Origin of the sequence: Psychrobacter sp. P11G5 (genome assembly GCF_001593305.1) — a bacterium.
Taxonomy (GTDB): domain Bacteria; phylum Pseudomonadota; class Gammaproteobacteria; order Pseudomonadales; family Moraxellaceae; genus Psychrobacter.
The window spans coordinates 3,270,440-3,296,072 of sequence record NZ_CP012533.1; the positions used below are offsets into that span (position 1 = coordinate 3,270,440).

General features: G+C 44.0%; 22 protein-coding genes and 2 tRNA genes. 16 read left to right on the forward strand and 8 right to left on the reverse strand.

Going from position 1 to position 25,633, the window contains the following annotated elements; all coding sequences use genetic code 11:
• Positions 1 to 121: 121 nt before the first annotated feature.
• From AK825_RS13425 to AK825_RS13450, 6 genes are all read left to right on the forward strand, one after another.
• Positions 122 to 481: a hypothetical protein gene (locus AK825_RS13425; RefSeq protein ID WP_068038487.1), complete on the forward strand. Its 360-nt coding sequence runs from the start codon at positions 122 to 124 to the stop codon at positions 479 to 481.
• A 122-nt stretch (positions 482 to 603) separates the two neighbouring features.
• Positions 604 to 679, forward strand: a tRNA-Ala gene (locus tag AK825_RS13430).
• 157 nt (positions 680 to 836) lie between these two features.
• Positions 837 to 912 (forward strand) — tRNA-Glu (locus AK825_RS13435).
• A 452-nt stretch (positions 913 to 1,364) separates the two neighbouring features.
• Positions 1,365 to 2,423, forward strand: coding sequence for a hypothetical protein (locus tag AK825_RS13440; RefSeq protein WP_068038489.1), 1,059 nt, complete (start codon positions 1,365 to 1,367; stop codon positions 2,421 to 2,423).
• A gap of 551 nt (positions 2,424 to 2,974) precedes the next feature.
• Complete coding sequence (locus AK825_RS13445) at positions 2,975 to 4,372, forward strand: solute carrier family 23 protein (RefSeq protein WP_068038493.1); 1,398 nt, start codon at positions 2,975 to 2,977, stop codon at positions 4,370 to 4,372.
• An 88-nt stretch (positions 4,373 to 4,460) separates the two neighbouring features.
• A complete protein-coding gene (locus AK825_RS13450; protein ID WP_068038497.1) occupies positions 4,461 to 5,114 on the forward strand; it encodes a LysE family translocator in 654 nt (217 codons plus the stop codon).
• 154 nt (positions 5,115 to 5,268) lie between these two features.
• Here the strand turns inward: AK825_RS13450 and acnA are convergent, their stop codons facing one another.
• Both acnA and AK825_RS13460 read right to left on the reverse strand, forming a co-directional pair.
• Entirely contained in the window at positions 5,269 to 8,076 is a 2,808-nt protein-coding gene (gene acnA / locus AK825_RS13455; RefSeq protein ID WP_068038500.1) for an aconitate hydratase AcnA, read from the reverse strand.
• A gap of 286 nt (positions 8,077 to 8,362) precedes the next feature.
• A complete protein-coding gene (locus AK825_RS13460; RefSeq protein ID WP_068038502.1) occupies positions 8,363 to 9,397 on the reverse strand; it encodes a DUF3025 domain-containing protein in 1,035 nt (344 codons plus the stop codon).
• A 114-nt stretch (positions 9,398 to 9,511) separates the two neighbouring features.
• Between AK825_RS13460 and AK825_RS13465 the strand changes: the two genes are divergently transcribed.
• Positions 9,512 to 10,228, forward strand: a complete 717-nt coding sequence (locus tag AK825_RS13465; protein ID WP_068038506.1) for a metal-dependent hydrolase — start codon at positions 9,512 to 9,514, stop codon at positions 10,226 to 10,228.
• 45 nt (positions 10,229 to 10,273) lie between these two features.
• A complete protein-coding gene (locus AK825_RS13470; protein ID WP_068038508.1) occupies positions 10,274 to 10,861 on the forward strand; it encodes a YchJ family protein in 588 nt (195 codons plus the stop codon).
• A gap of 24 nt (positions 10,862 to 10,885) precedes the next feature.
• On the opposite strand, the gene AK825_RS13475 is transcribed toward AK825_RS13470, so the two are convergent.
• From AK825_RS13475 to AK825_RS13485, 3 genes are read right to left on the reverse strand one after another with little or no spacing between them, the layout of a single operon-like run.
• Positions 10,886 to 11,809: a class II glutamine amidotransferase gene (locus AK825_RS13475; RefSeq protein ID WP_068038511.1), complete on the reverse strand. Its 924-nt coding sequence runs from the start codon at positions 11,807 to 11,809 to the stop codon at positions 10,886 to 10,888.
• Positions 11,810 to 12,175: a hypothetical protein gene (locus AK825_RS14925; RefSeq protein WP_149038769.1), complete on the reverse strand. Its 366-nt coding sequence runs from the start codon at positions 12,173 to 12,175 to the stop codon at positions 11,810 to 11,812.
• 48 nt (positions 12,176 to 12,223) lie between these two features.
• Positions 12,224 to 13,399, reverse strand: coding sequence for a homoserine kinase (locus tag AK825_RS13485; protein ID WP_068038514.1), 1,176 nt, complete (start codon positions 13,397 to 13,399; stop codon positions 12,224 to 12,226).
• A gap of 190 nt (positions 13,400 to 13,589) precedes the next feature.
• Between AK825_RS13485 and hisF the strand changes: the two genes are divergently transcribed.
• From hisF to AK825_RS13530, 8 genes are all read left to right on the forward strand, one after another.
• The gene (gene hisF / locus AK825_RS13490; protein WP_068038517.1) at positions 13,590 to 14,372 is read left to right on the forward strand and encodes an imidazole glycerol phosphate synthase subunit HisF; all 783 of its coding nucleotides are present in this window, start codon (positions 13,590 to 13,592) and stop codon (positions 14,370 to 14,372) included.
• Between the two features lie 204 nt (positions 14,373 to 14,576).
• Complete coding sequence (gene ribE / locus AK825_RS13495) at positions 14,577 to 15,098, forward strand: 6,7-dimethyl-8-ribityllumazine synthase (RefSeq protein WP_010200525.1); 522 nt, start codon at positions 14,577 to 14,579, stop codon at positions 15,096 to 15,098.
• A gap of 263 nt (positions 15,099 to 15,361) precedes the next feature.
• Complete coding sequence (gene nusB / locus AK825_RS13500; protein ID WP_068038520.1) at positions 15,362 to 16,567, forward strand: transcription antitermination factor NusB; 1,206 nt, start codon at positions 15,362 to 15,364, stop codon at positions 16,565 to 16,567.
• Between the two features lie 2 nt (positions 16,568 to 16,569).
• Positions 16,570 to 17,625: a thiamine-phosphate kinase gene (thiL, locus tag AK825_RS13505; protein ID WP_068038523.1), complete on the forward strand. Its 1,056-nt coding sequence runs from the start codon at positions 16,570 to 16,572 to the stop codon at positions 17,623 to 17,625.
• 3 nt (positions 17,626 to 17,628) lie between these two features.
• Positions 17,629 to 18,210 (forward strand): phosphatidylglycerophosphatase A, encoded by a 582-nt coding sequence (locus AK825_RS13510; RefSeq protein WP_068038526.1) that lies wholly within the window; start codon positions 17,629 to 17,631, stop codon positions 18,208 to 18,210.
• Positions 18,211 to 18,366: 156 nt separating this feature from the next.
• A complete protein-coding gene (glmU, locus tag AK825_RS13515) occupies positions 18,367 to 19,749 on the forward strand; it encodes a bifunctional UDP-N-acetylglucosamine diphosphorylase/glucosamine-1-phosphate N-acetyltransferase GlmU (protein ID WP_068038530.1) in 1,383 nt (460 codons plus the stop codon).
• Between the two features lie 180 nt (positions 19,750 to 19,929).
• Positions 19,930 to 21,774: a glutamine--fructose-6-phosphate transaminase (isomerizing) gene (gene glmS / locus AK825_RS13520; protein WP_068038533.1), complete on the forward strand. Its 1,845-nt coding sequence runs from the start codon at positions 19,930 to 19,932 to the stop codon at positions 21,772 to 21,774.
• Between the two features lie 402 nt (positions 21,775 to 22,176).
• A complete protein-coding gene (locus AK825_RS13530) occupies positions 22,177 to 23,133 on the forward strand; it encodes a GlxA family transcriptional regulator (protein WP_068038541.1) in 957 nt (318 codons plus the stop codon).
• A 41-nt stretch (positions 23,134 to 23,174) separates the two neighbouring features.
• On the opposite strand, the gene caiE is transcribed toward AK825_RS13530, so the two are convergent.
• Genes caiE through AK825_RS13545 form a run of 3 tightly spaced genes read right to left on the reverse strand, consistent with a single transcriptional unit; the run spans position 23,175 to position 25,363 of the window.
• Positions 23,175 to 23,765, reverse strand: coding sequence for a carnitine operon protein CaiE (gene caiE / locus AK825_RS13535; protein WP_068038545.1), 591 nt, complete (start codon positions 23,763 to 23,765; stop codon positions 23,175 to 23,177).
• Between the two features lie 16 nt (positions 23,766 to 23,781).
• A complete protein-coding gene (locus tag AK825_RS13540; RefSeq protein WP_068038549.1) occupies positions 23,782 to 24,564 on the reverse strand; it encodes an SDR family oxidoreductase in 783 nt (260 codons plus the stop codon).
• A 13-nt stretch (positions 24,565 to 24,577) separates the two neighbouring features.
• Positions 24,578 to 25,363: an enoyl-CoA hydratase-related protein gene (locus AK825_RS13545; protein ID WP_068038552.1), complete on the reverse strand. Its 786-nt coding sequence runs from the start codon at positions 25,361 to 25,363 to the stop codon at positions 24,578 to 24,580.
• Positions 25,364 to 25,633: the final 270 nt, after the last annotated feature.

The following is a 25,633-nucleotide window of genomic DNA, read 5'->3' on the forward strand; positions in this document are numbered from 1 at the left end:
TTCACTTGTTAGTTGATAATATTATTAATTAGTAATACAGCTAGTTAATTTACAAGAGGGGTCAGGCTAATACTGACCCCTCTTTACATTGATATCAGCATTACGTTAATTGGAAACAAATATGGCCGCCAAAACCGTCACGATAGAAAGCAAAGATTATGTCTTTAACACGCTCAAAGAAGCGCAGAAATACTATGATGCGATCGTAAAAGAGCTTTATGATGCAAAACTTACCCTTACGACAGGGCAAGACTTTGAAGACCTAAAGTGGATATATACAACTTACTGTGATTATAATAAGTCAGCGCGATTAACCGAGTCTGAGATTATAGGCTTTAAAGGCATAAGCACTGTCCGAGAAAAAGGCGGTCAATATATCCCAACTGAATGTTGCGCCATCGTTTTCTCTGATACCAGTGAAGAAGAGTTTTTTACCGACAAAGCCCTAAAAGAGATAGCTATCAAGCAAAACCCACGTTAATTTGAACTCATAACGCTAATAAAACAGCTTTAAACGTATTTTTTAGCATATTTATGAACTATTTTTAAAATAGCTGTTGACAACACTGCCACTCTTACCTAAAATACGCACACTCTTAGCGAGGGGCTATAGCTCAGTTGGTAGAGCACTTGCATGGCATGCAAGGGGTCAACGGTTCGACTCCGTTTAGCTCCACCATACTATTTATAGCAAAGCTCAGTACTACTGAATTTTATAATAAATACTCGCTAGTAGGACGATATCAGCACCTAGGCAATGCTTGCTCTATTATTAATAGATAAGCTATCTGATATTGTGAAGTACCGTTGTAACCATTGGTTATAACACTCTATGCGTCCCCATCGTCTAGAGGCCTAGGACACCGCCCTTTCACGGCGGTAACGGGGGTTCGAATCCCCCTGGGGACGCCACTATTCGGCGTCACTTATTAGCACTTTTGCTTAGCACCTTTTAAGCATAAGATTAGACTAATAAGCGTACCACTAAAAATCCCAGTCATAATTTATTATGACTGGGATTTTTTTATGTCTGTCTTTTATCCAATAGCTTTAACTGCCTCTCTAAAAACCTCTCATTTTATATATTCGTTTTTCCGAAAGTAATAAATTTCAACTTTACAATCAATAAGTTAACCGTATTAACGACAAATCCACACAAGTTTACGCTCAACTGATTTGGTGACACAGATTAACATCTCTATACACAATGTTAGTGTTTTTCTACCTAACTGTATTATGAATATAACTACCTTTTTAATATGATTGCGTTGTACTTATCAGAGGATATTTATAAACCTCTGTATAAGAATTAATGACAGCAATATGCAAACTAGCATTTAAATAACATGTGATAAGGAATTGTTATGTTACCTACCTATACGCCCCAACGTCGCCCATCATGGCGCGGTGTGCTAGCAGGTCTCGTGATGGGACTGATTGTTGTTATGGCAATGATTGCCATCGCCTTAGTTTTAAGCTCATTTATCCCTTTTGATCTAAAAGGCACCAGTATCGCAGCTGGTATCTATGCTGCTATCACTGCATTAGTCAGTGCCTATGTAGCAGGTTTTTTTGCGATTAAATACTCAGCCCCTGAAGCCTTATTCGGCGACGGTACAGATGTCGATCCAAAAGACGCTACTCTAACGGGTATGCTTACTGCCGCTTTAATTGTATTACTAACCACGTTTTTCACTCTTAGTAGTGCCACTGGCATCCTAGCCTCAGCTGGTAATGCAGTTGGTAGTACGGTTAGTACAGTAGCAAAAACAGCAGGCGGTGTAGCAGCAGCTGGCACATCAGCAGCAAGTACGGCAGCAATTGCCGCCCCAGAAGGTACAGTCCAACAAGTTCAACAAAAAGCGCAAGAAGTTTATCAAACGGTATCTGGAAACATTAGTAAAGAAGATATCAGTGCTCTGGTCGCCAAGAATACTCAAAACTTAAACGATCAGCAAATCCAAGCAACAACTAATGTATTGGATGAGTTGGTAAACGAAACTAAAACTGAAGTTGCTGATATGGACTTCACGAGTATCGATACATGGCGTCATATTGATGAGTATGCTAAACAACGTATGGCATCTATCGAACAAACGCTACAAGGCCCTGAACTTATCAATCGCTTACAGCAAGAAGGTTTGACTGAAGCGCAGGCTACTGAAGTACGTTCAGAAGTAGTACAGTCATTCAACGAGTATAAAATGAAAACTGAGCAATACATCGCACAGGCGCAACAAACGGTAGATCAAAACTTACAACAAGCTGAAGACGTTGCTCGTAAAGCAGCATTGTATAGTGGTCTATTTTGGTTAATCAGTACTATTTTAACTTTCCTTGCAAGTATCGTTGGTGCCAAAAGTGCAGCATCGAATCATCGTTTAACTAAGCCTATCGTAACTTGGGGTGACAACGTTAAATAAGATGTTAAGCCGAATAAGTGAGTTATGAGATATTTATTACTGACAAATATTATTAATATATCTTACTAATAGATATGAGTTATAAACAGAAAGCCCAGCCACAATCTATTGTGACTGGGCTTTTTTCCTTACAAGCATAATTGCTTTAATTATTTTAACCACGTATCATATTTTTCGAAAAACACCCAAAAGCAGTTTGACTATTAATTTCGCTTAATTATTTTTGATAAATCTATAACCAACCTTCAAATAAGAATTTTTTTCAAAAGGTTTAGCCAAACAGTACTTATAGTCAGTCCAATATGAAAAAGATACAGCGGGACTGGGGTGAATTTTTTGTAGCCTCTGTCGGCGTAGGCACAGCAAGCCAGAAAAATTTATACCAGTTTTGCGTTATTAAATAACGTATCCATTTTATTTAGTATCGACTATATAATTGGCCAATACTATTCAATGGGATTATTTACCCTTTATTATTTTAAGAGAAAAATTCTAACCAATTTAAATTAAAGCTAGCTCCATAAAATACTTACTTAAAAGGATTTAAGACGATGGCTATCGTTCGTAAGCACGGTGAAGAACAGCCTTATTGGCCTGCCGGTCCCTTCAAAATACGCCTACCCTTTGTACATTACCGTTGGGAAATCCCTGAGATGATTCAGGGTTTGTTCATGTTCGTGGTCAGCCTTGGCATGATTCCCTTGTTAGAGCAATATCTGGGCATGCCATATGATGCGGCACTGGCGTTTTGTGTGGTCGCAGGGCTCATGTATCTATTGCCATCATTGCTTGGTGTGCCACTAGTTCCGGGCTGGATTACGCCTGCTATACCGGTCGTCCTTTTATATCTGCAAGCTTTTGAGCCTGGACCTCAAGCTGTACAAGCGATGTTTGTACTCCAGTTAGAGGTGTTTTTAATCTTTATTGTGTTAGGTCTTACCGGATTTGGTAATCGCCTAGTAAGCTTTATTCCCAACTCATTAAAAGCCGGTATCATCATTGGTGCAGGTATCGCCGCCTTGATGGGTGAGATCAAAGTAGGTGGCCGTGTTGAAGCTACACCAGTCTCACTAATCATTGGCGCGATTATCTCCGCTTACGTGCTGTTTTCAGTTTCTTTTAAAGATAAGATTCAGAGCAATCGCTATGCAAAAATGCTAGCTAATCTGGGTATGATCTCAGGTATGTTGGTTGCTATGGTCGTTGGTTGGGCTATCGGTGAATATCCTCTGCCTAATATTGAATGGGGTATTACCCAGCCGAACTTTGGTCTGATGACTGACTATCTCATCTTTAACGTCGGTATGCCTGATATTAGTGTCTTCTTATTGGCCTTCCCTACCGCAATGATTGCTTATGTCATCGCCTTTGGTGATATTTTGGTGGGTAAAGCGCTGAGCGAGCGTGTGGACAGTATCCGCCCTGACGAAAAAATCGAGACCAATATTACTCGTATCCACGTGGTCACAGGTATCCGTAATGGTGTACATGCTCTATTTGCACCATGGCCAGGACTTGCTGGACCTATCTGGACTGCTGCTCATGCTACGCTTGCGGAGCGCTATGCTCTTGGTCGCAAAGCAATGGACTCCATCTATAGTGGCGGCGGTACCTTCTGGTGGACAGGACTGGTGGCGATATTTATGCTGCCATTGGTCACGTTGTTTAAGCCTGTGTTGCCCATCGCGTTGTCACTAACGCTATTATTGACCGCCTACATTTGTATTATGGTCGGTATTGAACAGCTCAAAAACTCTGCTGAGCGCGGTGTTGCTGGTATCGTAGCGGTGACTTTGGCCATGCCTGCAGCGCAATCAACGATTTACGCGATTGTGATTGGTATAGTGCTCTATATTTTGATTGAAAGACCGAGTGCCAGACAGCGCAAAGAGATGAAAGCAGATTCTCTTTCAGCTAATAACGTTGACTCTGTTGATAAAGATTATTAATAAAATGCTTTGATTGAGCGGGTATCAGCGGAGCATTATTTTCCGCTAATCCCCGCTTTTTTTATGATATTTAAAAGGCAGGTTGGCGATGTTTGGTATTGAGAACTATATGGGGTTTATCTTAGCAGCTATCTTACTGAACCTTACTCCAGGCACGGATAGCATGTACATTATCACGCGTAGTGTCTCACAAGGAAGACAAGCTGGTTTTTATTCTGTGTTGGGTATTACTTCTGGTATTTTAGTGCATACTTTGTTTGCAGCGCTAGGATTGTCATTATTATTGGCTCAATCTCCAATCGCATTTACGATAGTCAAATATGTTGGTGCAATCTACTTGTGTTATCTAGGCTTTAAAATGATAACCAGTAAACCTGAAGCTTCAGTAGCAAACGAATTAAACGAAGATAAAACACTCGCAAACTCCAAATCTCTAGATTATGGGCAAATATATAAACAAGGTGTATTAACCAATGTTTTCAATCCAAAAGTGGCCTTGTTCTTCTTAGCGTTCTTTCCCCATTTCGTCGACTCTAATTACGCTCATGGCATGTTGTCATTTTTAATTTTAGGACTTACTTTTGCTGTAACCGGTCTAATATGGTGCACGTGTTTGGCATTATTGGCGTCACAGTTTAGTAAAAGCTTGAGAGAAAACCCAACAACCGAATCCATTTTAAATAAAATAAGTGGTGTGGTATTTATTGGCTTGGGGGTTAAGCTTTTGACTGAGAAGGGTTGAGTAAAAGAGTTTAAGTCATTAAATTGGGTGATGCTTTGCTAACTCACCCTACAGACCATGCGTCTTATTTTAAAAATAACAGCCCTAAAAAATCATCAAAAAAAAGCCCAATCGCAAAGATTGAGCTTTCTTTCATAAAAAGTCTAATTAACCATTACGCAGCGTCTTTGCTGTCAGTAGCGAGCTGGCGTAGGACATAGTGCAATACACCGCCATGACGCACGTATTCACGCTCTTTTGGCGTCTGCAGACCGACATTCACTTCAAACACTTCTTCTGAACCATCGGCACGAGTAGCAGTGACTTTGGCGGTTTTGCTCTCGCCATTGTCCAGCCCTGTAATACTAATCACTTCTGAACCATCAAGCTTGTAAGTGTCAGCATTCTCGCCATCTTTAAAGGTCAATGGCAATACGCCCATGCCCACTAAGTTTGAACGGTGAATACGCTCGAACGAGGTCGTCAGTACTGCTTTTACACCAAGTAGAATCGTACCTTTAGCAGCCCAGTCACGGCTAGATCCAGAACCATACTCTGCACCGCCAAGTACTACTAGCGGACGCTTATCTTCTTTATATTTCATTGCCGCGTCATAGATAGCCATTTCTTGGCCGTCTTGTAGCGTGGCTTTATCGTCTTTGAAGTAATAAGTATAACCGCCCTCTTTGCCATCCATCATTGAGTTTTTGATACGGATGTTGGCAAAGGTACCGCGAGTCATGACCGCGTCATTACCACGGCGTGAGCCATAGCTGTTAAAGTCAGCTTCCATTACACCGCGCTCTTGCAAGTACTTACCTGCTGGTGAGTCGGCATCGATGTTACCGGCTGGTGAGATATGGTCAGTAGTGATTGAATCACCGAATAAACCTAGGATACGCGCACCTTCGATATCTAGGATACCTTCTGGCTCCATGGTCATATCATCAAAGAACGGTGGGTTCTTAATGTAAGTAGATTCTTCACTCCATGGATACAGCTGGCTATCTGCTGAGCTAATAGCATTCCATGCTGCACTACCGTCAAATACTTCACCGTAGTTTTTGCGGAACATTTCAGCATCGATATTATTGGCAATCAGCTCGTTGATCTCTTCCGAGGTCGGCCAGATATCTTTTAAGAAGACATCATTACCCTCTAGGTCTTGACCTAGTGGATGCGTGGTCAAGTCAATATCGACCGTACCTGCTAGTGCATAAGCAACAACCAGTGGCGGTGAAGCCAAGTAGCTCGCTTTCACATGTGAGTGGATACGACCCTCAAAGTTACGGTTACCTGATAGTACGGCTGCGGCAACCAAATCACTTTCTTCGATAGCCTCTTCAATCGCATCTAACAGTGGACCTGAGTTACCGATACAAGTAGTACAACCATAACCGACCAGATAGAAACCTACTTTCTCAAGTTCATCCATTAGCTGAGACTTTTCAAGATAATCGGTCACAACTTTTGAGCCTGGTGCAAGAGAAGTTTTAACCCATGGTTTAGCGGTCAGCCCTTTAGCCGCTGCTTTTTTAGCGACTAAGCCTGCGCCAATCATAACGGCAGGGTTTGAAGTGTTGGTACAAGAGGTAATGGCCGCAATCACGACAGAACCATCACGTAACTTATACTCTTTATCTTCGATTCTGATAGTACAAGAGGTGCTACCATCCGCGCAGAACGGATTCGGTTTGGCTGCTAACTTTTTAGCCTGCTCTTGCTTACCGCCTTCTTCGTCAAAACGCACCTTGGCTTCGACATCGACTTTACGACCCTTAGTCATCTCTTTTAAGGTCTCGCCAAATTTTTCGTGCATATCAGATAGATTGATACGCTGCTGCGGTAGGTTAGGACCAGCTAGTGCAGGTTGGACAGTACTGAGATCTAACTGCAAGTTACTTGAATAAGTCGCCGCTTTAGTATCGGCATCATGCCACATGCCTTGCGCCTTGGCGTATTTTTCAACCAATTCAATTTGTGCTTCATCACGACCTGATAGACGTAAATAATCAATCGCCATTTGGTCAATTGGGAAAATACCACAAGTCGCACCATATTCTGGAGACATATTGGCAATAGTTGCTCGGTCAGCAAGTGGCATTTGGTGTAAGCCTTCACCGTAGAATTCAACGAACTTGCCAACTACGCCATGCTTACGCAACATCTCAACCACACGTAATACTAAGTCAGTTGCCGTAACGCCTTCAGTGAGTTTGCCCGTCAGCTCAAAACCAACGACTTGTGGAATCAGCATCGATGATGGTTGACCAAGCATCGCCGCTTCCGCTTCAATACCGCCAACACCCCAACCAAGCACACCAATACCATTAATCATGGTGGTGTGACTGTCAGTACCAAATACCGTATCAGGATAAGCCGTCAGCTCACCGTCGACATCAGCAGCCATCACGACACGCGCTAGATACTCTAAGTTAACCTGATGCACGATACCCGTTGCTGGTGGTACAACGACGAAGTTTTCAAAAGCATTACGTCCCCAATGCAAGAACTCATAACGCTCATTGTTACGCTTAAATTCAATTTTTTCGTTCAAATCAAGCGAATCTTCGCGACCATACACATCGACTTGCACCGAGTGGTCAACGACCAGCTCACTAGGAATGAACGGATTGATTTGCTCAGCTTTACCGCCAAGCTTGACCACCGCATCACGCATCGCTGCTAAATCGACGACCGATGGTACACCAGTGAAATCCTGCAGCACCACACGCGCTGGCATAAAGGCGATTTCTTTTGAAGCCTCTGCTGCTGCATCCCAGTTGGCAACCGCTTCGATATGGTTTTTGCCGACAGACTGCCCGCCATCTTCGTTACGTAATAGGTTTTCTAATACTACCTTCATACAAAATGGTAGCTTGCTAATATTTTCATAAGTTTTGGTCAGCTCTGGCAAGCTGTAGTAGGCGTGCTCCTTGCCATCGACCGAAATGGTGTCTTTTACATTAAAGATATCGCTCATGGTAGCTTCCTTATCGTTGTTATAGATCCTGAGCATAAACTATTATAAATTTATGCTTATGACTGGTGGCTAGATAGTTTATTTATTGTTTTATCAAAAATTATAATTTTATGAAACAGTCTGAATGAGCTAAAGATATAAGCATATCTTTAGGGTTAACAATAGCTTCCTTTTACCATAACAAATATACGACGCTTTGTTAACCGCCTAGACGTTATCAAATCGTGGCACAATCGTAACCGCAACAGTAGCTTAGCGGTTTATTGGCAAGGTATGCCATCGCATGTCATTTTTTAAGGCGGCGACCGCTGCGAAACACGAAAGAATCCTCGTAAAAGCTAGAATCTGTATTCTCTGGCCAAAAGTGTGGTACGCCCAAAATAGGCAAAGGTGCAAGTTGACGTGGTGTAACCTCATCTTGTGATAATAATTTATCCATATGTTCGGCCACTTTATTATCCAAATATTGCATACGCTCAGATAGCGGCAAGGCGAAGAAATCTTGCGAGACATTTATAACGATACTGTGCGCGCATAAAGGTTTGCGCGGTTGTATCAGCTGCTCAAGCAAGGCGTGTCCAAAAATATAGACCGCTGCTTGAGAATTGATATTAATTTGTTTGGGGTCATCCCATTTCGAACGCGTACTTACCAAACTCCCCTGCCAGTCAAAATCAATGAGCGCCTCGCCAATACTAGGGTCAGCTGTGACTAGCACTGCGCCATTTTCGTCAAATACCGTAATGGTATCGCGGACGCGCCCTCGACTAGCTCTAATACCTTGCTGCTCGATTTCAAGCATATGATAATAATTGAGCAAGGCTTTAGTCTTGGGAAAAGTTAACCAAATACTGCCGTTAAATAAATCATGCAAGTTGTCACGCGTCGGAATACTGCCAGTCGTGGCAATAAAGCTTTCGTACGCTTTGCCTTCGGGTAACGCATCTTGTGAAACACATTTCAAGGTTTGCGCTTGGTTGTTATGCGCAGGCTTGGTTTGCGGCAAGTGCTGCTGTAAGTCGTTAGCCTGCTGTTGCAATGCTGTATTTAAAACCTTAGCGATAATATCAGGCGTATTTTCTAGTTTATCTGTCTGAGCAGCTTCACTACAGCCACTTAGCTGAGTGATGGTTTTACTTATATAGCCTAACTGGTTTAAGTGACATAGCCATGGTGCTTGCCAGTTAATTTCTGCAAAGCTGTCATCGAGCCTGCTGTCGCATACAGACGGATTATTGATGGACGCATCAAGAGTTGCATCAACAGGCGCATCAGAAGAAGAAGCGGAATAAGGTTTGACAGGTAAATCAGTGGCGGTCATGTTCACTATCTCTATTAGACGACTGGCATGTCTATGGTATCATGGAGCGCTTTTTTACTGCTAGACGAGCGGCTCGAAATGAACGTTTCGCGCGCTATTTATTGATGAGTTTTTATGGCAAATTTTAACACCCACTTAAATGTTGCATTCATGGTCAGTGGTACGCTTAGTTTGACGGTTTATAAAGCGGGACTGATTGATGACTCAGGGTTTTTGATGTGCGTGGCGCTTGGCACCATTGGTGGGCTGCTACCTGATTTAGATTCTGATAACTCGACACCGATTAAGCTTGGGTTCAATATCACCTCCTTTATCTTTGCCTTTGGACTGGTGATGCATTGGCGCAGTGAGCTGAGTTTGCTGGCATTGATAGCATTATGGCTAGCGGGCTATGGTTTTATGCGTTACGTGGTGTTCACTATTTTTACTAATATGACTGTGCATCGTGGTGTCATCCACTCCGTACCTTATATGGCTATACTGGGGCTTGGAATGACCTATGTCAGCTACGATGTTTTAAACTTACCGTTAACGGTTAGCTGGTTTTACGGCTTGTTTTTATTCGGCGGTGCGATGGTACATTTGGCTTTGGATGAGTTATATAGCGTTAATTTATCAAATATGAAAATGAAGCGCTCATCGGGCACGGCGATGAAATTTTATCAGCATAAAGATAAATGGTGGTATCTGCTACTGTACGTCATCCTTGCGCTCTTGGTATATTTTGCACCACCGTTTGATGCATTTTGGCAGCAGCTACGTGACCCAGCACCTTGGGCACAGCTAAAAGTTGGCATCTTGCCAGAAATGTTGGAAAACTGGCTGAATTAAAATTCATAGAACCGCTAAAAATGTAAATAACAACTTGAGTAAATAATGTCAATTTCCGCACAGACCTGCCCTTGCCAAATTAATCCGTCATCAGATGACATCAGCGCGCCCCTACCTTATAGGGATTGCTGTCAGCCTTATCACGATGGCATATGTAATAAAGAAGCTAATGAAGAAAATGATAATGCAGACGGTATAAAAGCGGATACGGCTGAGCGATTAATGCGCACGCGTTATAGTGCTTTTGTATTGGTCAAACCAGAATATATCGTCAAGACCACGCTACCCGTGCAGCAAAGCTTGTTGGATATCAAAGCGATTGAGTCTTGGGCAAAAGAGACAGATTGGGCAGGATTGGAAATCGTAGCGCACACGCCAAAACTCAGTAAACGGCATGCGCAAGTTGAATTTAAGGCTCACTTCCATACAACAGATAGTGCGGCTGATAGTGTAGAAGAAATGATACAAGCGCATCATGAACTGTCTGCCTTTGTAAAAGTAAAAGACAAAGCGAATAATGATGCACGCTGGTACTTTTTAGATCCTACGGTCGCAATGACTGTCAGCCAAAAGCAACCGTGTATTTGTGGTTCGGGTGAGAAGTTTAAACGGTGTTGTGGAATGTATATTTAACCAATATTAAATACTTATTGACCCCTAAACACTCGCCCCAACCGACCGTGCAATCGCAATCCCTTCATCAATCGTCAAAAACTTACGCTGACTTGGGCTGTCTTTATAAATGACGTCACCATCTTGGAATATCAGACATTCATTGACCGCTAACTGTTGCCATTTTTCATTTTCAGTCAGTGGCACAGTCACTAGAATCGTCACTTTATCGGTGTCTGTGGTCACATCACCAAAATTAATCGCTAAATCATCATCTGCCAATTTCGCCTCACCAAACGGTGCTTTGCGCGTAAGATAAAACAACAAGCTACCAGCATAAGCCATTTGCCATCGACCGTTTGATATAAGGCAGTTAAACAGACCGTTAGCTGATAAATAACGACATTGGGTGGTCAAAAAATTAAACAGCGTTTGATCATCAGGACGGGTTTTAAAGCTGCTTTTAAGACGATTGACCAAATAACAAAATGCCATTTCAGAGTCGGTTGAACCGACTGGCTGGCAATGTGAGGCATTGCCATTATCTTGCAGACGCTGACAGCGTTTAATAAACTCGCTATTCATCTGTCCGTTATGAGCAAATACCCACTGCTCACCCCAGACTTCACGGACGAATGGATGCGTATTCGCTAGGCAATTCTGTCCTTGGGTAGCTTTACGAATATGAGCGATGACGTTCATGGCTTTGATTGGATAATTATTAACCAAGTCTGCAACTGGCGATAAGTGGCTTGGACGATTGTCATGGAACAAACGCAGTCCGGTTGAAGCATTGGCCGTGCCATCACCATTAAAGTTGTCGTTATTAAAACAGTCACTACGCTCAAAGAATGCAATACCAAAGCCATCCTCATGACTGTCTGTCATGCCGCCGCGACGACGAAACCCTGCAAAGCTAAAACCGATATCGGTTGGAGTATTACAGTTCATTCCTAAAAGCTGACACATTTATAAGTTACCGCCGTTATCAGTTTGATTGTCTAAGCTATCTGGATTGTCTTGACTATTTTGAGTGCCTTGAGAGTCTTGATCAACCTGAGTATCTGATATGATACCAAGGTCTGCGTCGCTCATATTGTCTAGCAGCACTTCACCACTAGTATCAGTATCGATATTACTTAAGATATCCTGTGCTTGCGCCAAATCCTCATCTTGCACCCAAAGTACGATGCCAGAGTTCATACCCGGAATAGCACTGAGCGCTTGCAAAGAGACGGTGATACCATTATTACGTAGCAGGTTAGCATGCAGCTCACCTTGCATATTGGTGTCATAGCGCGCTAGTTTGTGCCAGTTGTCGACTTGATTGGTCATGAAATCACCTTTAAGGTTTTGGTACATGAATAATTGAACAAAAATGGCTTATGCTAATGCATCTAACTTGTATTCTTTGATTTCAAACTCGCTGTTAGACTTTAGATTTTCACGTGCTTGCTCAGCTTGCTTAATATTGCTAAAAATGCCAGCTATTTGATTGTCTTTACTGGCATTTAAACTAGTATTTAACAGCACAAAAACGATGTTTTGCGCTTTTTCTACATGCGACCAATGATAAGCGGCAAGACGTTTCATTAGGTCAGGATTTTTGACCATGATGTTATCGCCAGTCCGCCCTTCGGTGCGATTGTAGTGAATGACGTTGAGACGTAATAGCCAAAAAATAACAGCCGCTTTTGCCAGCATAACAGGTAAAGCACGTTTTTCATCGTTATTAAGCGGACGTTTTGACTCGTAGCCTTGTAAAAAGGCAGTCATTTTACTACGGTCAAAGTGAACTCGCTCGCCTTGCTCTGCATCGCCCCAAGTAGTACAAAAGTCATTGATAGTAATAGCGATATCCATCACATAGTGCTCGACGCTGACTTCGGTAAAGTCTAACAACCCAGTCAGACGCTCTTCACCCTTCTGTAGATTCCATAGCGTATTATCCGCAAACATATCTAAATGACATAAGCCTTTTGGCAACGTTGTCAGTGGCAACTCTGTGTAAGAGCGCCAAATATCACTCATCAATTTGGCTTCGTCACCTGGCATAAACTGCATTTCACGATCGCGTACATCTGCCCACGGGTATAAAGGCACGCCGTACTGCTCAGCAGGTTGTAATGCTTGCAACGTCTCATGCAACATCGCTAGCGCAGCACCGATATCATGGCACATCGCTTGCGTGGTTTGCTCTGGATGCGACCCTGCTAGGCATGGCACTAAAGTAATGGCTTTGTCTTCATAATGGATAACATAGCATTTATCACTATCCGTACCAGCATCCGAATCAGTCACAGCCAGTGGCGCGGCAACCGGTAGCTTGCCATCTAACTGATTGAGAATAACCGCCATTTTTTCGATGTCTTCTGGTGGACGCTCTTCAAACAAGGTAAACACATAAGAATGCGCGCCATCTACATCATCAGTCGTCTGAATAAACCAGTTAGAGTTTTTGATACCTTGGGTAATCGGAATGGCACGCGCGAAAGATACGCCAAAACTTTGGCAAAAGGCGGCAAACTGATCATTGGTTAACTGGGTATAGACGGACATGACATCTCACTTTTGGCAATGGAATAATAAGTTAAATAGGGCGAATGTGGACGGTAATGACAGTAATTGTACCGCGCATGAGCAAACTATAATGAAAAGCGTAATAATCTTACGAAAACCTGCCTGATATGGCAGTGATTTTGCTAGACTAGCGCTTACAGAATGAATTGATTATAAGGTGAAAGACCCTATGTTAGCAAAGCGTATCATTCCTTGTTTGGACGTTGATAATGGACGCGTGGTCAAAGGCGTGCAGTTTGTCGATATTAAAGACGCAGGCGACCCAGTTGAAGTAGCAAAGCGCTACGACGAACAAGGCGCTGATGAGATTACCTTTTTGGACATTACGGCTACTAACGATGAGCGCGATACTACTTATCATACCGTTGAGCGTATGGCAGAAACGGTATTTGTGCCATTAACCGTCGGTGGCGGCGTGCGTAAAATTACTGATATTCGTAACTTGCTCAATGCTGGCGCGGATAAAGTCGCGATTAATTCGGCAGCAGTGTTTACGCCTGAATTCGTCGGTGAGGCATCGCAGAAGTTTGGCAATCAATGTATCGTCGTGGCGATCGATGCCAAACGCGTCGCTGACATTGAAGTTGATGGCATCATCATGCCGCGTTGGGAAATTTTTACCCATGGTGGTCGCAAGCCAACCGGTATTGATGCGGTTGCTTGGGCGAGCAAAATGGCTGAGCTGGGTGCTGGCGAACTACTAGTCACGTCAATGGACGGTGATGGCACCAAAAAAGGTTATGATTTAGCCTTGATGCAACAGATTACTAGCCGAGTGAATGTACCCGTTATCGCCTCAGGCGGTGTCGGTAATTTACAACATTTAGCCGAAGGCGTATTACAAGGCGGCGTAGATGCGGTACTCGCCGCCAGTATTTTTCACTTTGGTGAGTATACGGTTCAAGAAGCCAAAGAATACATGGCAGCACAAGGTATACAGATGCGCCTGTAATACGTTTGTAAAATATCAATGCATCTGCAAAAAATGTTATCATAGTGCTAACCACTTATTTTCGTTCATTTAACTACTAGTTCATTTAATAATTAACTAGATAGTCGAACATATAGTCGACCAAGCTATTTGAACCAATAATTATATTTAGCTACTAACTTACTCCTATATTTTAATTAAACTTTATTAAGCAAAGGATTTTTTATGTCGAATTTACAACAGCAACGCAATGACGTGACCCATATCGATGGCAACCTACACCAAAATGAAGATGCCCGCATTGGTATCGTCGTTGGTCGTTTTAATGGATTCGTCGTGGAGTCATTAGTTGATGGTGCAATTGATGCCCTACTCCGTCATGGCGTATTGGGTAGCAATATTACCGTTATCCGTGTACCTGGTGCATTTGAATTACCATTGGTTGCCCAGCGCGCTGCTGAGTCAGATCGCTTTGACGCTATCATTGCTTTAGGCGCGATTATTCGTGGTAGCACGCCGCATTTTGACTTTGTGGCTAGCGAGTCTGCAAAAGGCTTAAGCAGTGTTGCTATTGATTATAATATTCCAGTTGCCAATGGGGTATTGACGACCGATAGCATTGAGCAAGCTATTGAACGCTCTGGCACGAAAGCTGGTAATAAAGGCTCTGAAGCGGCGATGGTTGTGCTAGAGATGATTGCGGTTCTATCACAGTTAGATATTGACGATGATAGTGATGACGCTTAAGCTTTATTAACTCAGACTTTATTAAAAAGTGACCGTTTTTAAAGATATGATTAAATGATTAGCGTTGCTTAATCCCATTGTTTGATTGGTGCTGTTACTTAATGATAGCAGCACCTAAATAGTATTAGCCTGCTAAAAATTGGCTATTTTTTGAATTTTCGCCGTATTTCTATACTATTTTCAAAAAATAAAGTAGCAAATTTAATAATGCTCATTTATTTTTTGGATAGGTATCATCTCAAAAATTTAGGTACAGACCCCCTATGACTGACCAACTCAAGCGCGCTATTAGCGCTGCGAAAACCGCACAAACCGATGCTGAAAAGGCTGAAGCTACCAGTATAGCGAGCAGCAGTGCGGGTGATCAAAACTTCGATATGAGTGAGTCTTCTTATAAGACCAGTCACACCGCTGTCCGTAAGGCACGGCGCTTTGCTATGCAAGGTCTATACGAATGGCTCGTTACTGATCGTCGCTTCGATATAGATGGTAAGCTTGGCTGGAAGGCCAATGCGCCGCATGATATCGCTGCACGTACGCGCGCAACCAATGCTATGCATACGGTACATATTGGCTATTATCATGAAATGATGCGTGATATCCCAGAACAGATTGAAGCGCTAGATGCGCTTATTAGTCAGCATCTCGATCGTGAAATCGATAAGCTCGATACCGTTGAGCATGCCATCTTACTTATCGGTGCTTATGAGCTACAGAATCGCCTAGAAATTCCTTATAAAGTAGTGCTTGATGAAGCCATGAAGCTAAATAATCACTTTGGTGCGACTGATGCCCATAAATTAATTAACGCCGTACTAGATAAAATGGCAGTTGAGCTACGCGACGTTGAAGTGCAAGCAGATATCAAAGCCAATCTACGCACCTCACAAAAAACGGCTGCTAAACCTGCAGTAAAAACTGATACGAATACAGATAATAATGCCGATACACATGGCATTGAAGAAAAACCAACTGCTTCAAATAAGCCACGTATCAGTGCCAACAATGCCACTATCAAACGCACTAGCGTTAGTAAAGCCAGTGCAAACATTAGTGACTTTAAGGCGAGTAAAAAAGACGATGCTGAAAACACGGTTGAAAAAGAGAGCATTAAACCAACTGTGATTGATAACGTGAATGACGCTGCTGTTAGTACTGAAAGTGTCGTCAATGAAAAACCTGTAGAAGAAAACGTAGTTGCTAATTATGACAGCAACGAAAGCAACGAAAGCAACGAAAGCAACGAAAGCAACGAAAGCAACGAAAGCAACGAAAGCAACGAAAGCAACGAAAGCAACGAAAGCAACGAAAGCAACGAAAGCAACGAAAGCAACGAAAGCAACGAAAGCAACGACAATACTGCAGCAGATATTGGTCTAAGCGATTCTAATATGGTTAGTGTTGATGCAAAAGATACTGTACTAGATAGCGCTGAGCTAGACGTTACTGATGCAAAAAGCCAAGATTAACCATGAATGAATTTGAGCTGATTGAGCGTATATTCTCACAAATGCAAGCGGCACAGTCATCGCCTTATAATGTTGAAAAGGGCATTGGCGATGATGCTGCAGTAATGGCATTACCCGCAGGAGCACGCTTAGTTAGCTGCATCGATACCTTAGTTCAAGGTCGACATTTTAGTACCGATTGGGATCAAGTTAACGAGCTGGCATTTGCCATTGGTTATAAAGCAGTGGCAGTCAATGTCTCAGATATTGCTGCTATGGGCGCGACACCGCATAGCATTCTACTAGCATTGGCATTACCAGAACGATTAGCCAATCAGCAATGGCTTACTGAATTTGGCAAAGGCTTATTTCATGCTTGTCAATTATTCGGTGTCACCCTTATTGGTGGTGATACCACGCGCAGCGATAATTTAATACTTAGTGTCAGCGCGCAAGGACTACTAGCCGCAGACACGCCAGCAGTCTACCGCTCAGGCGCGCAAGTCGGCGATAAAGTCTATGTATCAGGGTCACTTGGCGATGCCGCCTATGCCTTAAAGTATCCTGACAACGCTCAAGGCGTGGAGCTGGCGCATCGTCTGCACATGCCGACCCCGCGTATTGCATTAGGTGCAGCATTAGCCAAAATTGGCGCCACCGCGATGATAGATATCTCTGATGGTCTTTATCAAGATCTTGGACATATTTGTCAGCAGAGCAGCGTTAGTATGCGGATTAATCTAGAGCAGCTACCTACTAGCAAACCGTTAGCAAGCGTTGATTTATCTGAGCGCTTATTATGTCAGCTGGCTGGTGGTGATGATTACGAATTGGCCTTTACCCTACCTGCTCATATTGAGCCCCCTGTTAATAATAGCGGCAACACTCCAGTCACCTGTATTGGCGAGGTTATAGCAATGGTAGACAAGATAGACGCTGGCACAGATGCATCGACCAATCTATCTCCAAAAAAGTCACGTCCAGAAATTTTCTATCAAAATCAGCCAGTAACACCGACTCATCCCGCACCATTCTCTACATGGCCCAATCTTACTGGTTACCAACATTTTGCAGGTTAATCCATGACCGATCATGACCTATCTAAGCCTGATATCAGCAAAGCCAATGACTGCCCACCTCTACCAGCAAATGCTAGCATGCTTGATCGTGTGGTTTATTGGCTTGGTATTGGTTTAGGTAGTGGTCTACCCCGCCGTGCCCCTGGTACTTGGGGAACGGTTGGTGGATTAATCATCGCCATACCACTATTAAGCTTAGGGTTTGTCCCATTTTTGATTATTACCATTTTATCCTGCATTATAGGTATTTGGATATGCGGTCGTACCTCTGAGCTGATGCAAGGTCATGATGATCCGCATATTGTTTGGGATGAATGGGCAGGTATTTGGATTACCTTATTACCTTTCTCTTATATGGGTCTCACGGCAGCAAACTTTTGGCAGGATATATCGCAAGGTTTATCTATCATGGCCCTTATCGTCGCATTTGTGCTTTTCCGTTTTTTTGATATTATTAAGCCTCCACCGATTGGTTGGGCAGATAAGAAGGTCGCAGGCGGTCTTGGTATTATGCTTGATGACATCATCGCTGGTATTATGGCCGCTGTCGTATGGATATTTGTTATGCTCGGCATGTTAGCGTAGATAGTTGCTGTTTAGAATAATAATGTTACAGACTACCTCATCATACTAAACTCGACGATAACAAAGCTCCATAATATTCACTTAAATGAATATGTATTTTCCCGACATTTGCGTTATAATATCCTTATATTTTGTTACACCTATTATAGAGTAATTATGACAAATTCCCTTTCTGTAATTATCCTTGCTGCCGGAAAAGGCACGCGCATGCAGTCTGCAAAGCCAAAAGTCTTACAGACATTGGCAGGCAAACCTTTACTTGGTCATGTTCTAGATACTTGCGATGAATTAACCGTAGCCAAGACTATCGTCGTATATGGCTTTGGTGGCGATCAAGTACAAACTGCGATGGATGATAAGTATGCGCACCTACCAATTACGTGGGTCGCACAGACTGAACAGTTAGGAACTGGCCATGCCGTTAAAGTTGCTTTAGAGCAACTACCAAAAGACGGTCAAAGCCTTATTTTATATGGTGATGTACCATTAGTAAGCTGCCAGACCTTGGCGACATTACAAGCGGCCAATACTGCCGGTATGTCTATGCTGACATTAACCGTAGATAACCCATTTGGGCTTGGTCGTATCAAACGTGATGCATCAGGAAACATCGAAGCTATTGTCGAGCAAAAAGATGCTAGTACAGATGAACAGAGCATTCAAGAAATCAATAGTGGAATTTACTGCGTTAATAACGCATTGTTGCATAAATATTTGCCTGAACTGTCAAACGACAATGCACAACAAGAATATTATCTGACTGATATTGTCAAAATGGCAGTCGCTGATGGCGTTACGATTGCTGCCATTGAGCCTGAGCATACGTTTGAGATTGAAGGCGTCAATAACCGTCAACAGCTTGCCAGCTTAGAGCGCACATGGCAGAACAAGCTAGTAGCTGACTTGCAAGAAGCTGGTGTACAGTTTGCCGACCCTACTCGTGTCGACATCCGTGGCACATTGACAGCAGGTCAGGACGTATTCGTCGATGTTGGTGTGGTATTCGAGGGTGATTGTACATTAGGTGACAATGTCTATATCGAAGCCGGCTGTATCATCAAAAACGCGCAAATTGGTAATGCTTGCCATCTTAAACCTTATTGCGTCATTGATCGTGCTGAAGTCGGTGCTGGCGTTGACATTGGGCCTTTTGCAAATTTGCGTCCTGAAACAGTATTGTCCGATAACAGTAAAGTGGGTAATTTCGTAGAAATCAAAAAATCAACGATTGGTCATGGCAGTAAAATTAATCATCTCAGCTATGTTGGTGATGCAACCGTAGGCGCTGACGTTAATGTCGGTGCTGGTGTTATTACTTGTAATTACGATGGCGTCAATAAATCGCAAACCATCATTAAAGATAATGCTTTTATAGGCTCGAATGCTAGTTTAGTGGCACCAGTAACGATAGGCGATACCGCTACTATTGCTGCTGGTTCTGTGATTACCAATGATGTTGATAGTAATGCTCTAGGCTTAGGCCGTGCTCGTCAGGTTCAAAAGGCTGACTTCCAACGTCCGACTAAAAAGTCAAAATAGTTAAGCTACTGACAGCGATGTTTGGGCAAACTTAGGCAGCGCGGCAATTTTTGTGGTGCTGCTTACTAATTTTAGGGCGTATTGATAAACCAACATCTAAATCAATATTGTCACCCTTATTACTTATTAATTTAATTTAATTTACCTAATATCATTATACATCTAAATTAAGGAATAGCTATGTGCGGAATTGTAGGCGCAGTTGCTGAGCGTAATATCGCTAATATTTTACTCGAAGGTCTCAAACGTCTAGAATATAGAGGTTATGATTCCGCTGGTCTGACTGTCATTCGTAACGGTGAATTACATCGCGAACGTCAAGTCGGCAAAGTATTGGCATTGGTCAATGCGGTCGCTGATGATCCAGCAAATTTTGACGGTCATATCGGTATTGCACATACGCGCTGGGCGACTCATGGTGAGCCTGCTCAACGTAATGCTCACCCGCATGTCTCAGGTAAAATCGCGGTAGTCCACAACGGTATCGTCGAAAACTATGCTGAGCTAAAAGAAGACTTGATTGCCAAAGGCTATGTGTTTACTTCTCAAACAGATACTGAAGTAGTCGCCCATCTAGTTAATGATATCTATCAAGAGACGTCTGACTTACTAGAAGCCGTTCGCGCTGTTATTCCACTATTACATGGCGCATTCGCTCTTGGTATTGTTCATGTCGATAGCCCAGAAGAGCTGATTGCAGTACGTTTGGGTTCTCCATTAGTGATTGGCGTGGGTATCGGTGAGAACTTTATTGCTTCGGATCAGTTAGCGTTATTGCCAGTCACCAACCGCTTTATGTATCTAGAAGAAGGCGATATTGCTAACATTACTCGTGATCGTATTCGTGTTTATGCGGACGGCGTAGAAGTCAGTCGCAAAATTCATGAGATAGATGCCAAGCAGCATAATGCAGATAAAGGCGAATTTAAGCATTATATGCTTAAAGAAATCTATGAGCAGCCAGACGCAGTTGCCCGTACGGTTGAGATGGCGGTAGATAACGGTGAAACAACTAAGCTACGTGATGACTTTTTACAGCGTCATGAAACAAAGCTCGCTGGTATTCAACACATCCAAGTACTCGCTTGTGGTACCAGCTATCACGCGGGTATGGTTGCAAAATATTGGTTTGAGAATTTAACACGTCTGCCATGCTCGGTCGAAATTGCTAGTGAGTTCCGCTATCGTAATCCTGTCGTCGTTGATAACTCGCTAGTTGTTTGTATCTCACAATCTGGCGAAACCGCTGATACCTTATCGGCGCTACGCGAGATCCAAAAGCATAGTCCAACAGGTTTAGTGAGCTTAGCACTATGTAACGTGCCAACGTCATCGCTAGTACGTGAAACTGATATTTTCTTGCCGACGCTTGCAGGGCCTGAAATTGGTGTTGCTTCTACCAAAGCCTTCACTACCCAGCTCGTAGCACTAGTACTACTATTATTGAAGATTGGGGTCGTACAAAATCGTATCGATAATGAGCGTTTATCATCGCTGCTAGAAAACTTGCATAAGCTACCTGGTCAGCTTCATGCCAGCTTAAAGCTTGATGCGCCTATTAAAATAATGAGTGAAAGCTTTGAAGAGAAAAAGAGCTGTTTGTTCTTGGGTCGTGGTTTGCAGTTCCCAATTGCCTTGGAAGGGGCGCTTAAGCTGAAAGAAATCTCTTATATCCATGCAGAAGGTTACGCAGCAGGCGAGCTTAAGCACGGTCCATTGGCATTGGTAGATAAAGACATGCCAATTGTCGTACTTGCACCGAAAGACAGTATGTTTGATAAGCTCAAAGCCAACATGCAAGAGGTACATGCGCGCCACGGTGAGCTGTTTGTATTCGCCAGTGAAGCCAGCCAAATGGTTGCAGAAGATCGCTTGCACGTGGTCTATGTACCGGATGTCTGCGAAATACTAGCACCGATCGTTTATAGTGTCCCTGTACAGCTGTTGTCGTATCATGTAGCTGTTATGCGTGGCACCGACGTCGATCAGCCACGTAACTTGGCAAAATCGGTTACTGTTGAGTAGGTTTATCCTTCACTAAAAAGCATATTGTCATTGAGTAATTACTTATCATACTGAATCCTCCGCCATCTTATATAAATTAGATGGCGGAGGATTTTTTTGTGAATAACAAGAGTAGAAAGAACCCGATGTAACTTGAAGATTATCTTTGCTATTCTCCCACTATCCGCTGTGCTGATAGCTGGCTGTGCCACAAACTCCGTTTCGACTATACCCTCTGAACAAAGGGCTGTGCTCATTTCTGAATTCCAATCATCACTGCTTTCTGGCAAGCAAGCTAGATGAGAAATAACTGAATGGATTTAGCCTAAAAAACTGAATTCGGGGGCAAATAAATTTATCTGATGTAGATACTTACATGTTCCGTTGTCTGTTATAGTATTCAGTAAAACTTGGCTTATCACTATGATCCTAAATCCTGATAACGATGGCGCCTTTACCATTTCCTTTCTGCTTTTACCTGAATACGCAATGGTAGCCCTGATGTCTGCCATTGAGCCAATGCGAGTAGCCAACCGCCTTGCCGGCCGCGAGATTTTTCGCTGGCAACTGCTTTCCGAGGACGGCCCACCGGTGGCAGCGAGCAACCTACTGGCATTGCAACAAACGGTTGCTATCCGGGATGCCGCAACCCCCCTTAATCTTTTTGTCTGCTCCAGCTTTAATCCGAAAGATTATATCCGGGACGACACCGTGGCCTGGCTCAGAAAACTCCACCGCGTGGGTTCTTTAATCGGTGCCATAGACACTGGCTGCTACCTTCTGGCTGCAGCCGGGCTTCTGAAAAAGCACAGAATAGCCCTGCACTGGGAAGCAGCACCTTCCTTTCAGGAAGATCATCCCGAACTGGAACTCACCAACGAGCTGTTTGAAGTGGAGCACAATCTGATCACCTGTGCCGGCGGAACCTCTGCCATCGATATGATGCTTTATATCATTCAGACAGAGCTCGGCCATGCTCTCGCAATCAAGGTTTGTGAACAGTTTATAAAAAGTGGTATCCGTCAGAAATCGGACAAGCAACGCATCGACTTATCCGCACGGCTCAAAATATACCATCCACGCCTTCTGCGCGTGTTGGAGAAGATGGAAGCAAATCTGGAGTCGCCCTTGTCCACCAAAGAGCTGGCAAAATACGCCCACATTTCCGTTCGGCAGATGGAACGCCTGTTTCGCAGTTTTCTGAACGATTCACCTTCTGGCTATTACATGAAGTTGCGGCTAGAACGATCTCGACAGTTGCTGAAAGAGTCCAGCTTGAGCATTTCTGAAATCAGAATCATCTGCGGATTCAATTCAGCTCCCCATTTCACCCGAAGCTACCGCAAACAGTTCGCTCGCAGCCCGAGTGAAGACCGTTGACATGCATCAAAAAATCTTGAATATATCGCTTTGATTCTGTCTCATACTTTGGGTTGTACGACGGTCACTCCTTTGAGTCTAGGGCGATCCGCTTCCATCTCCAGCAGTGGCGAAACCACGTTCATGCTCGCGGCTGAGCGCCAGACCAGCGCCTGATATTCTTTTGTATTGAGGCCTTTCCAATGCAAGTCCTGTTCGCTAACCTCACGAATTACTTTGGCAGGCGAACCTACCAACAACTGGCGGGGTGCCCCTTTAAAGCCGGCCTTAACAAAACTGCCGGCGGCAACTATGCTGTCCTCACCAATAATGGCACCGTCCATCACTACCGCATTCATACCGACTAGCGCATTACGCTTTACTATGCAGCCATGAAGAATTGCGCCGTGCCCAATATGGCCGTTAGCCTCAACAACGGTATCGGTGTCGCAATATCCATGCATCACACAATTGTCCTGAAGGTTGGAACCATCCTCTAAGATTAAGCGGCCATAGTCTCCACGCAGAGATGCTAGCGGAGCAATGTAAACATTAGGGCCAACAATCACATCACCGATGAGTACTGCTGTGGGGTGAACATAAGCACTGGGATGCACCACCGGAATCAAACCTTCAAACTCATAACAGGGCATAGAATTCATCCTTTGATTAGCGTTGCGGAGACGCGCCTGTCAAGTGTTCACCACCATCCAGGGCGAGACATGTGCCGGTGATAAAACTAGCAGCAGGTGATGCCAAATAAGCTACTGATTGAGCAACTTCTTCGGGTAAGCCCATGCGCTTTATCAGTAGCTTATTGATGCCATCCTGCAGCGCAACTGGGTCATACTGATCCAATGCTTCAGTCTTAATAGTGCCCGGTGCCACGGCATTCACTCGAATACCAAGATTTGACCACTCCCAAGCTAAAGTTCGGGTTAAGTTGACGACACCTTCTCTGGCAGCACCCGCGTGCGCCATACCGGGCAGCCCGTTGGCCTGGCACAAAACAATATTAATGATACATCCGGGTAGCTTACGGTTCATACAGTGCCGGGCAAAAGCCTGACACATAAGAAAAGTGCCGGTGAGGTTAAGGTCAACAACCGACCGAAAGCCATTGGCAGAGAGCTCTAGGGCAGGCGCAGCAAATTGTCCACCAGCGTTATTAACCAATACATCAATACCAATTCCCTGTAGCTCCAGCTGTTCTATTAGACCTGCCACAGAGTCGCTATCGCGGATATTGACTGCCAGTTCGATCGCATCGACACCAGCCTCACGCAGGCTCTGTCCCGCTTCAATCAATCGCTCCTGGTCTCGAGCCGCAATCACCACCCGAGCCCCCAAAGTGCCGAAATTACGAGCTATTGCCAAGCCAATGCCGCTCCCGCCACCGGTTATCAAAACCGTTTTACCGGCAAACAAATCAGTTCTAAATATATTTTCCATAACCTATCTCCTTTTAACACCCTTTCCAGATTGGGGGGCGACCTTCCGCAAAAGCATTGCTGCCTTCTTCGGCATCCTGTGATTGAAGCATGCGTTTGTAAGCCGGCAGCGATCCACTACGCTGAAGTTCAAACGCTTGCTGCACGGAAATTGATTCTCCGGCGGAGACTAGTTCCATGATTGCCTGTTGAGCTAAGGGAGCACTTGCAGCGACTCGTCCGGCCAGCGCCAGTGCCGTCGCTATCAATTCGTCCGGGGCAACAACAGCGTTCACTAATCCCCACCGCAGAGCCTCCTCTGCACTCAGGCGACTACCCGTTAGTAGCATCTCCATAGCAACTGCTCGAGGCAACCGCTTGGGCAGACGAAACACACCACCTGAATCAGGGACAATACCAATCTGAGCTTCGGGTAGGAAGAACTGAGCATGGTCAGCTGCCACGATTAAATCGCAGGCCAAAACCAGTTCAAAACCACCACCAACTGCCATGCCGTTAACGGCGGCAATAACAGGCTTGGTCAGACTGAAAAGTTCGGTCAGCCCGGCAAAACCACCAGGGCCGTGGTGAGCATCTACCGCTTCCCCCGCGGCGGCGCCTTTAAGATCCCATCCCGCTGAAAAGAAGCGTTGGCCGGCTCCAGTAATAATCGCAACCTGAAGAGAAGGGTTCTGCTCAAATTCAGCCAAGGCCTCGTAAAGCTCAAAACTTGTGGCGCAGTCTATCGCATTAGCTTTGGGGCGATTCAAGGTGATTAATAACGCTGAGCCCCTGTGTTCGGTATGTACAGACACTGACATGTTGTTCAATCCCTCTGTTGTTTTTGTATTGGTTGTTCCATTGCCACCACCTTAGCGCAAAGCCCGATATACCCATTGCACAAAATCGTCATAAAAATGCACCAAAACGACAGAACAGATTTTACGCCACAAAACGACACCGTTCATTGTCGTATTTCATGATAAATACGTCGTTTTTGGTCAACCACACCCTTGCACTCCTGCGTAGAGTAAATAATAGTTTAGGCCCGTAAACAAACGGCACATCATCATCAACACTAACATTCCCTG

Bases quoted from the DNA above. Each gene is read 5' to 3' on its own strand.
- AK825_RS13425 (WP_068038487.1), top strand. From the start codon at position 122: ATGGCCGCCAAAACCGTCACGATAGAAAGCAAAGATTATGTCTTTAAC.
- AK825_RS13440 (WP_068038489.1), top strand. From the start codon at position 1,365: ATGTTACCTACCTATACGCCCCAACGTCGCCCATCATGGCGCGGTGTG.
- AK825_RS13445 (WP_068038493.1), top strand. From the start codon at position 2,975: ATGGCTATCGTTCGTAAGCACGGTGAAGAACAGCCTTATTGGCCTGCC.
- AK825_RS13450 (WP_068038497.1), top strand. From the start codon at position 4,461: ATGTTTGGTATTGAGAACTATATGGGGTTTATCTTAGCAGCTATCTTA.
- acnA (WP_068038500.1), bottom strand. From the start codon at position 8,076: ATGAGCGATATCTTTAATGTAAAAGACACCATTTCGGTCGATGGCAAG.
- AK825_RS13460 (WP_068038502.1), bottom strand. From the start codon at position 9,397: ATGACCGCCACTGATTTACCTGTCAAACCTTATTCCGCTTCTTCTTCT.
- AK825_RS13465 (WP_068038506.1), top strand. From the start codon at position 9,512: ATGGCAAATTTTAACACCCACTTAAATGTTGCATTCATGGTCAGTGGT.
- AK825_RS13470 (WP_068038508.1), top strand. From the start codon at position 10,274: ATGTCAATTTCCGCACAGACCTGCCCTTGCCAAATTAATCCGTCATCA.
- AK825_RS13475 (WP_068038511.1), bottom strand. From the start codon at position 11,809: ATGTGTCAGCTTTTAGGAATGAACTGTAATACTCCAACCGATATCGGT.
- AK825_RS14925 (WP_149038769.1), bottom strand. From the start codon at position 12,175: ATGACCAATCAAGTCGACAACTGGCACAAACTAGCGCGCTATGACACC.
- AK825_RS13485 (WP_068038514.1), bottom strand. From the start codon at position 13,399: ATGTCCGTCTATACCCAGTTAACCAATGATCAGTTTGCCGCCTTTTGC.
- hisF (WP_068038517.1), top strand. From the start codon at position 13,590: ATGTTAGCAAAGCGTATCATTCCTTGTTTGGACGTTGATAATGGACGC.
- ribE (WP_010200525.1), top strand. From the start codon at position 14,577: ATGTCGAATTTACAACAGCAACGCAATGACGTGACCCATATCGATGGC.
- nusB (WP_068038520.1), top strand. From the start codon at position 15,362: ATGACTGACCAACTCAAGCGCGCTATTAGCGCTGCGAAAACCGCACAA.
- thiL (WP_068038523.1), top strand. From the start codon at position 16,570: ATGAATGAATTTGAGCTGATTGAGCGTATATTCTCACAAATGCAAGCG.
- AK825_RS13510 (WP_068038526.1), top strand. From the start codon at position 17,629: ATGACCGATCATGACCTATCTAAGCCTGATATCAGCAAAGCCAATGAC.
- glmU (WP_068038530.1), top strand. From the start codon at position 18,367: ATGACAAATTCCCTTTCTGTAATTATCCTTGCTGCCGGAAAAGGCACG.
- glmS (WP_068038533.1), top strand. From the start codon at position 19,930: ATGTGCGGAATTGTAGGCGCAGTTGCTGAGCGTAATATCGCTAATATT.
- AK825_RS13530 (WP_068038541.1), top strand. From the start codon at position 22,177: ATGATCCTAAATCCTGATAACGATGGCGCCTTTACCATTTCCTTTCTG.
- caiE (WP_068038545.1), bottom strand. From the start codon at position 23,765: ATGCCCTGTTATGAGTTTGAAGGTTTGATTCCGGTGGTGCATCCCAGT.
- AK825_RS13540 (WP_068038549.1), bottom strand. From the start codon at position 24,564: ATGGAAAATATATTTAGAACTGATTTGTTTGCCGGTAAAACGGTTTTG.
- AK825_RS13545 (WP_068038552.1), bottom strand. From the start codon at position 25,363: ATGTCAGTGTCTGTACATACCGAACACAGGGGCTCAGCGTTATTAATC.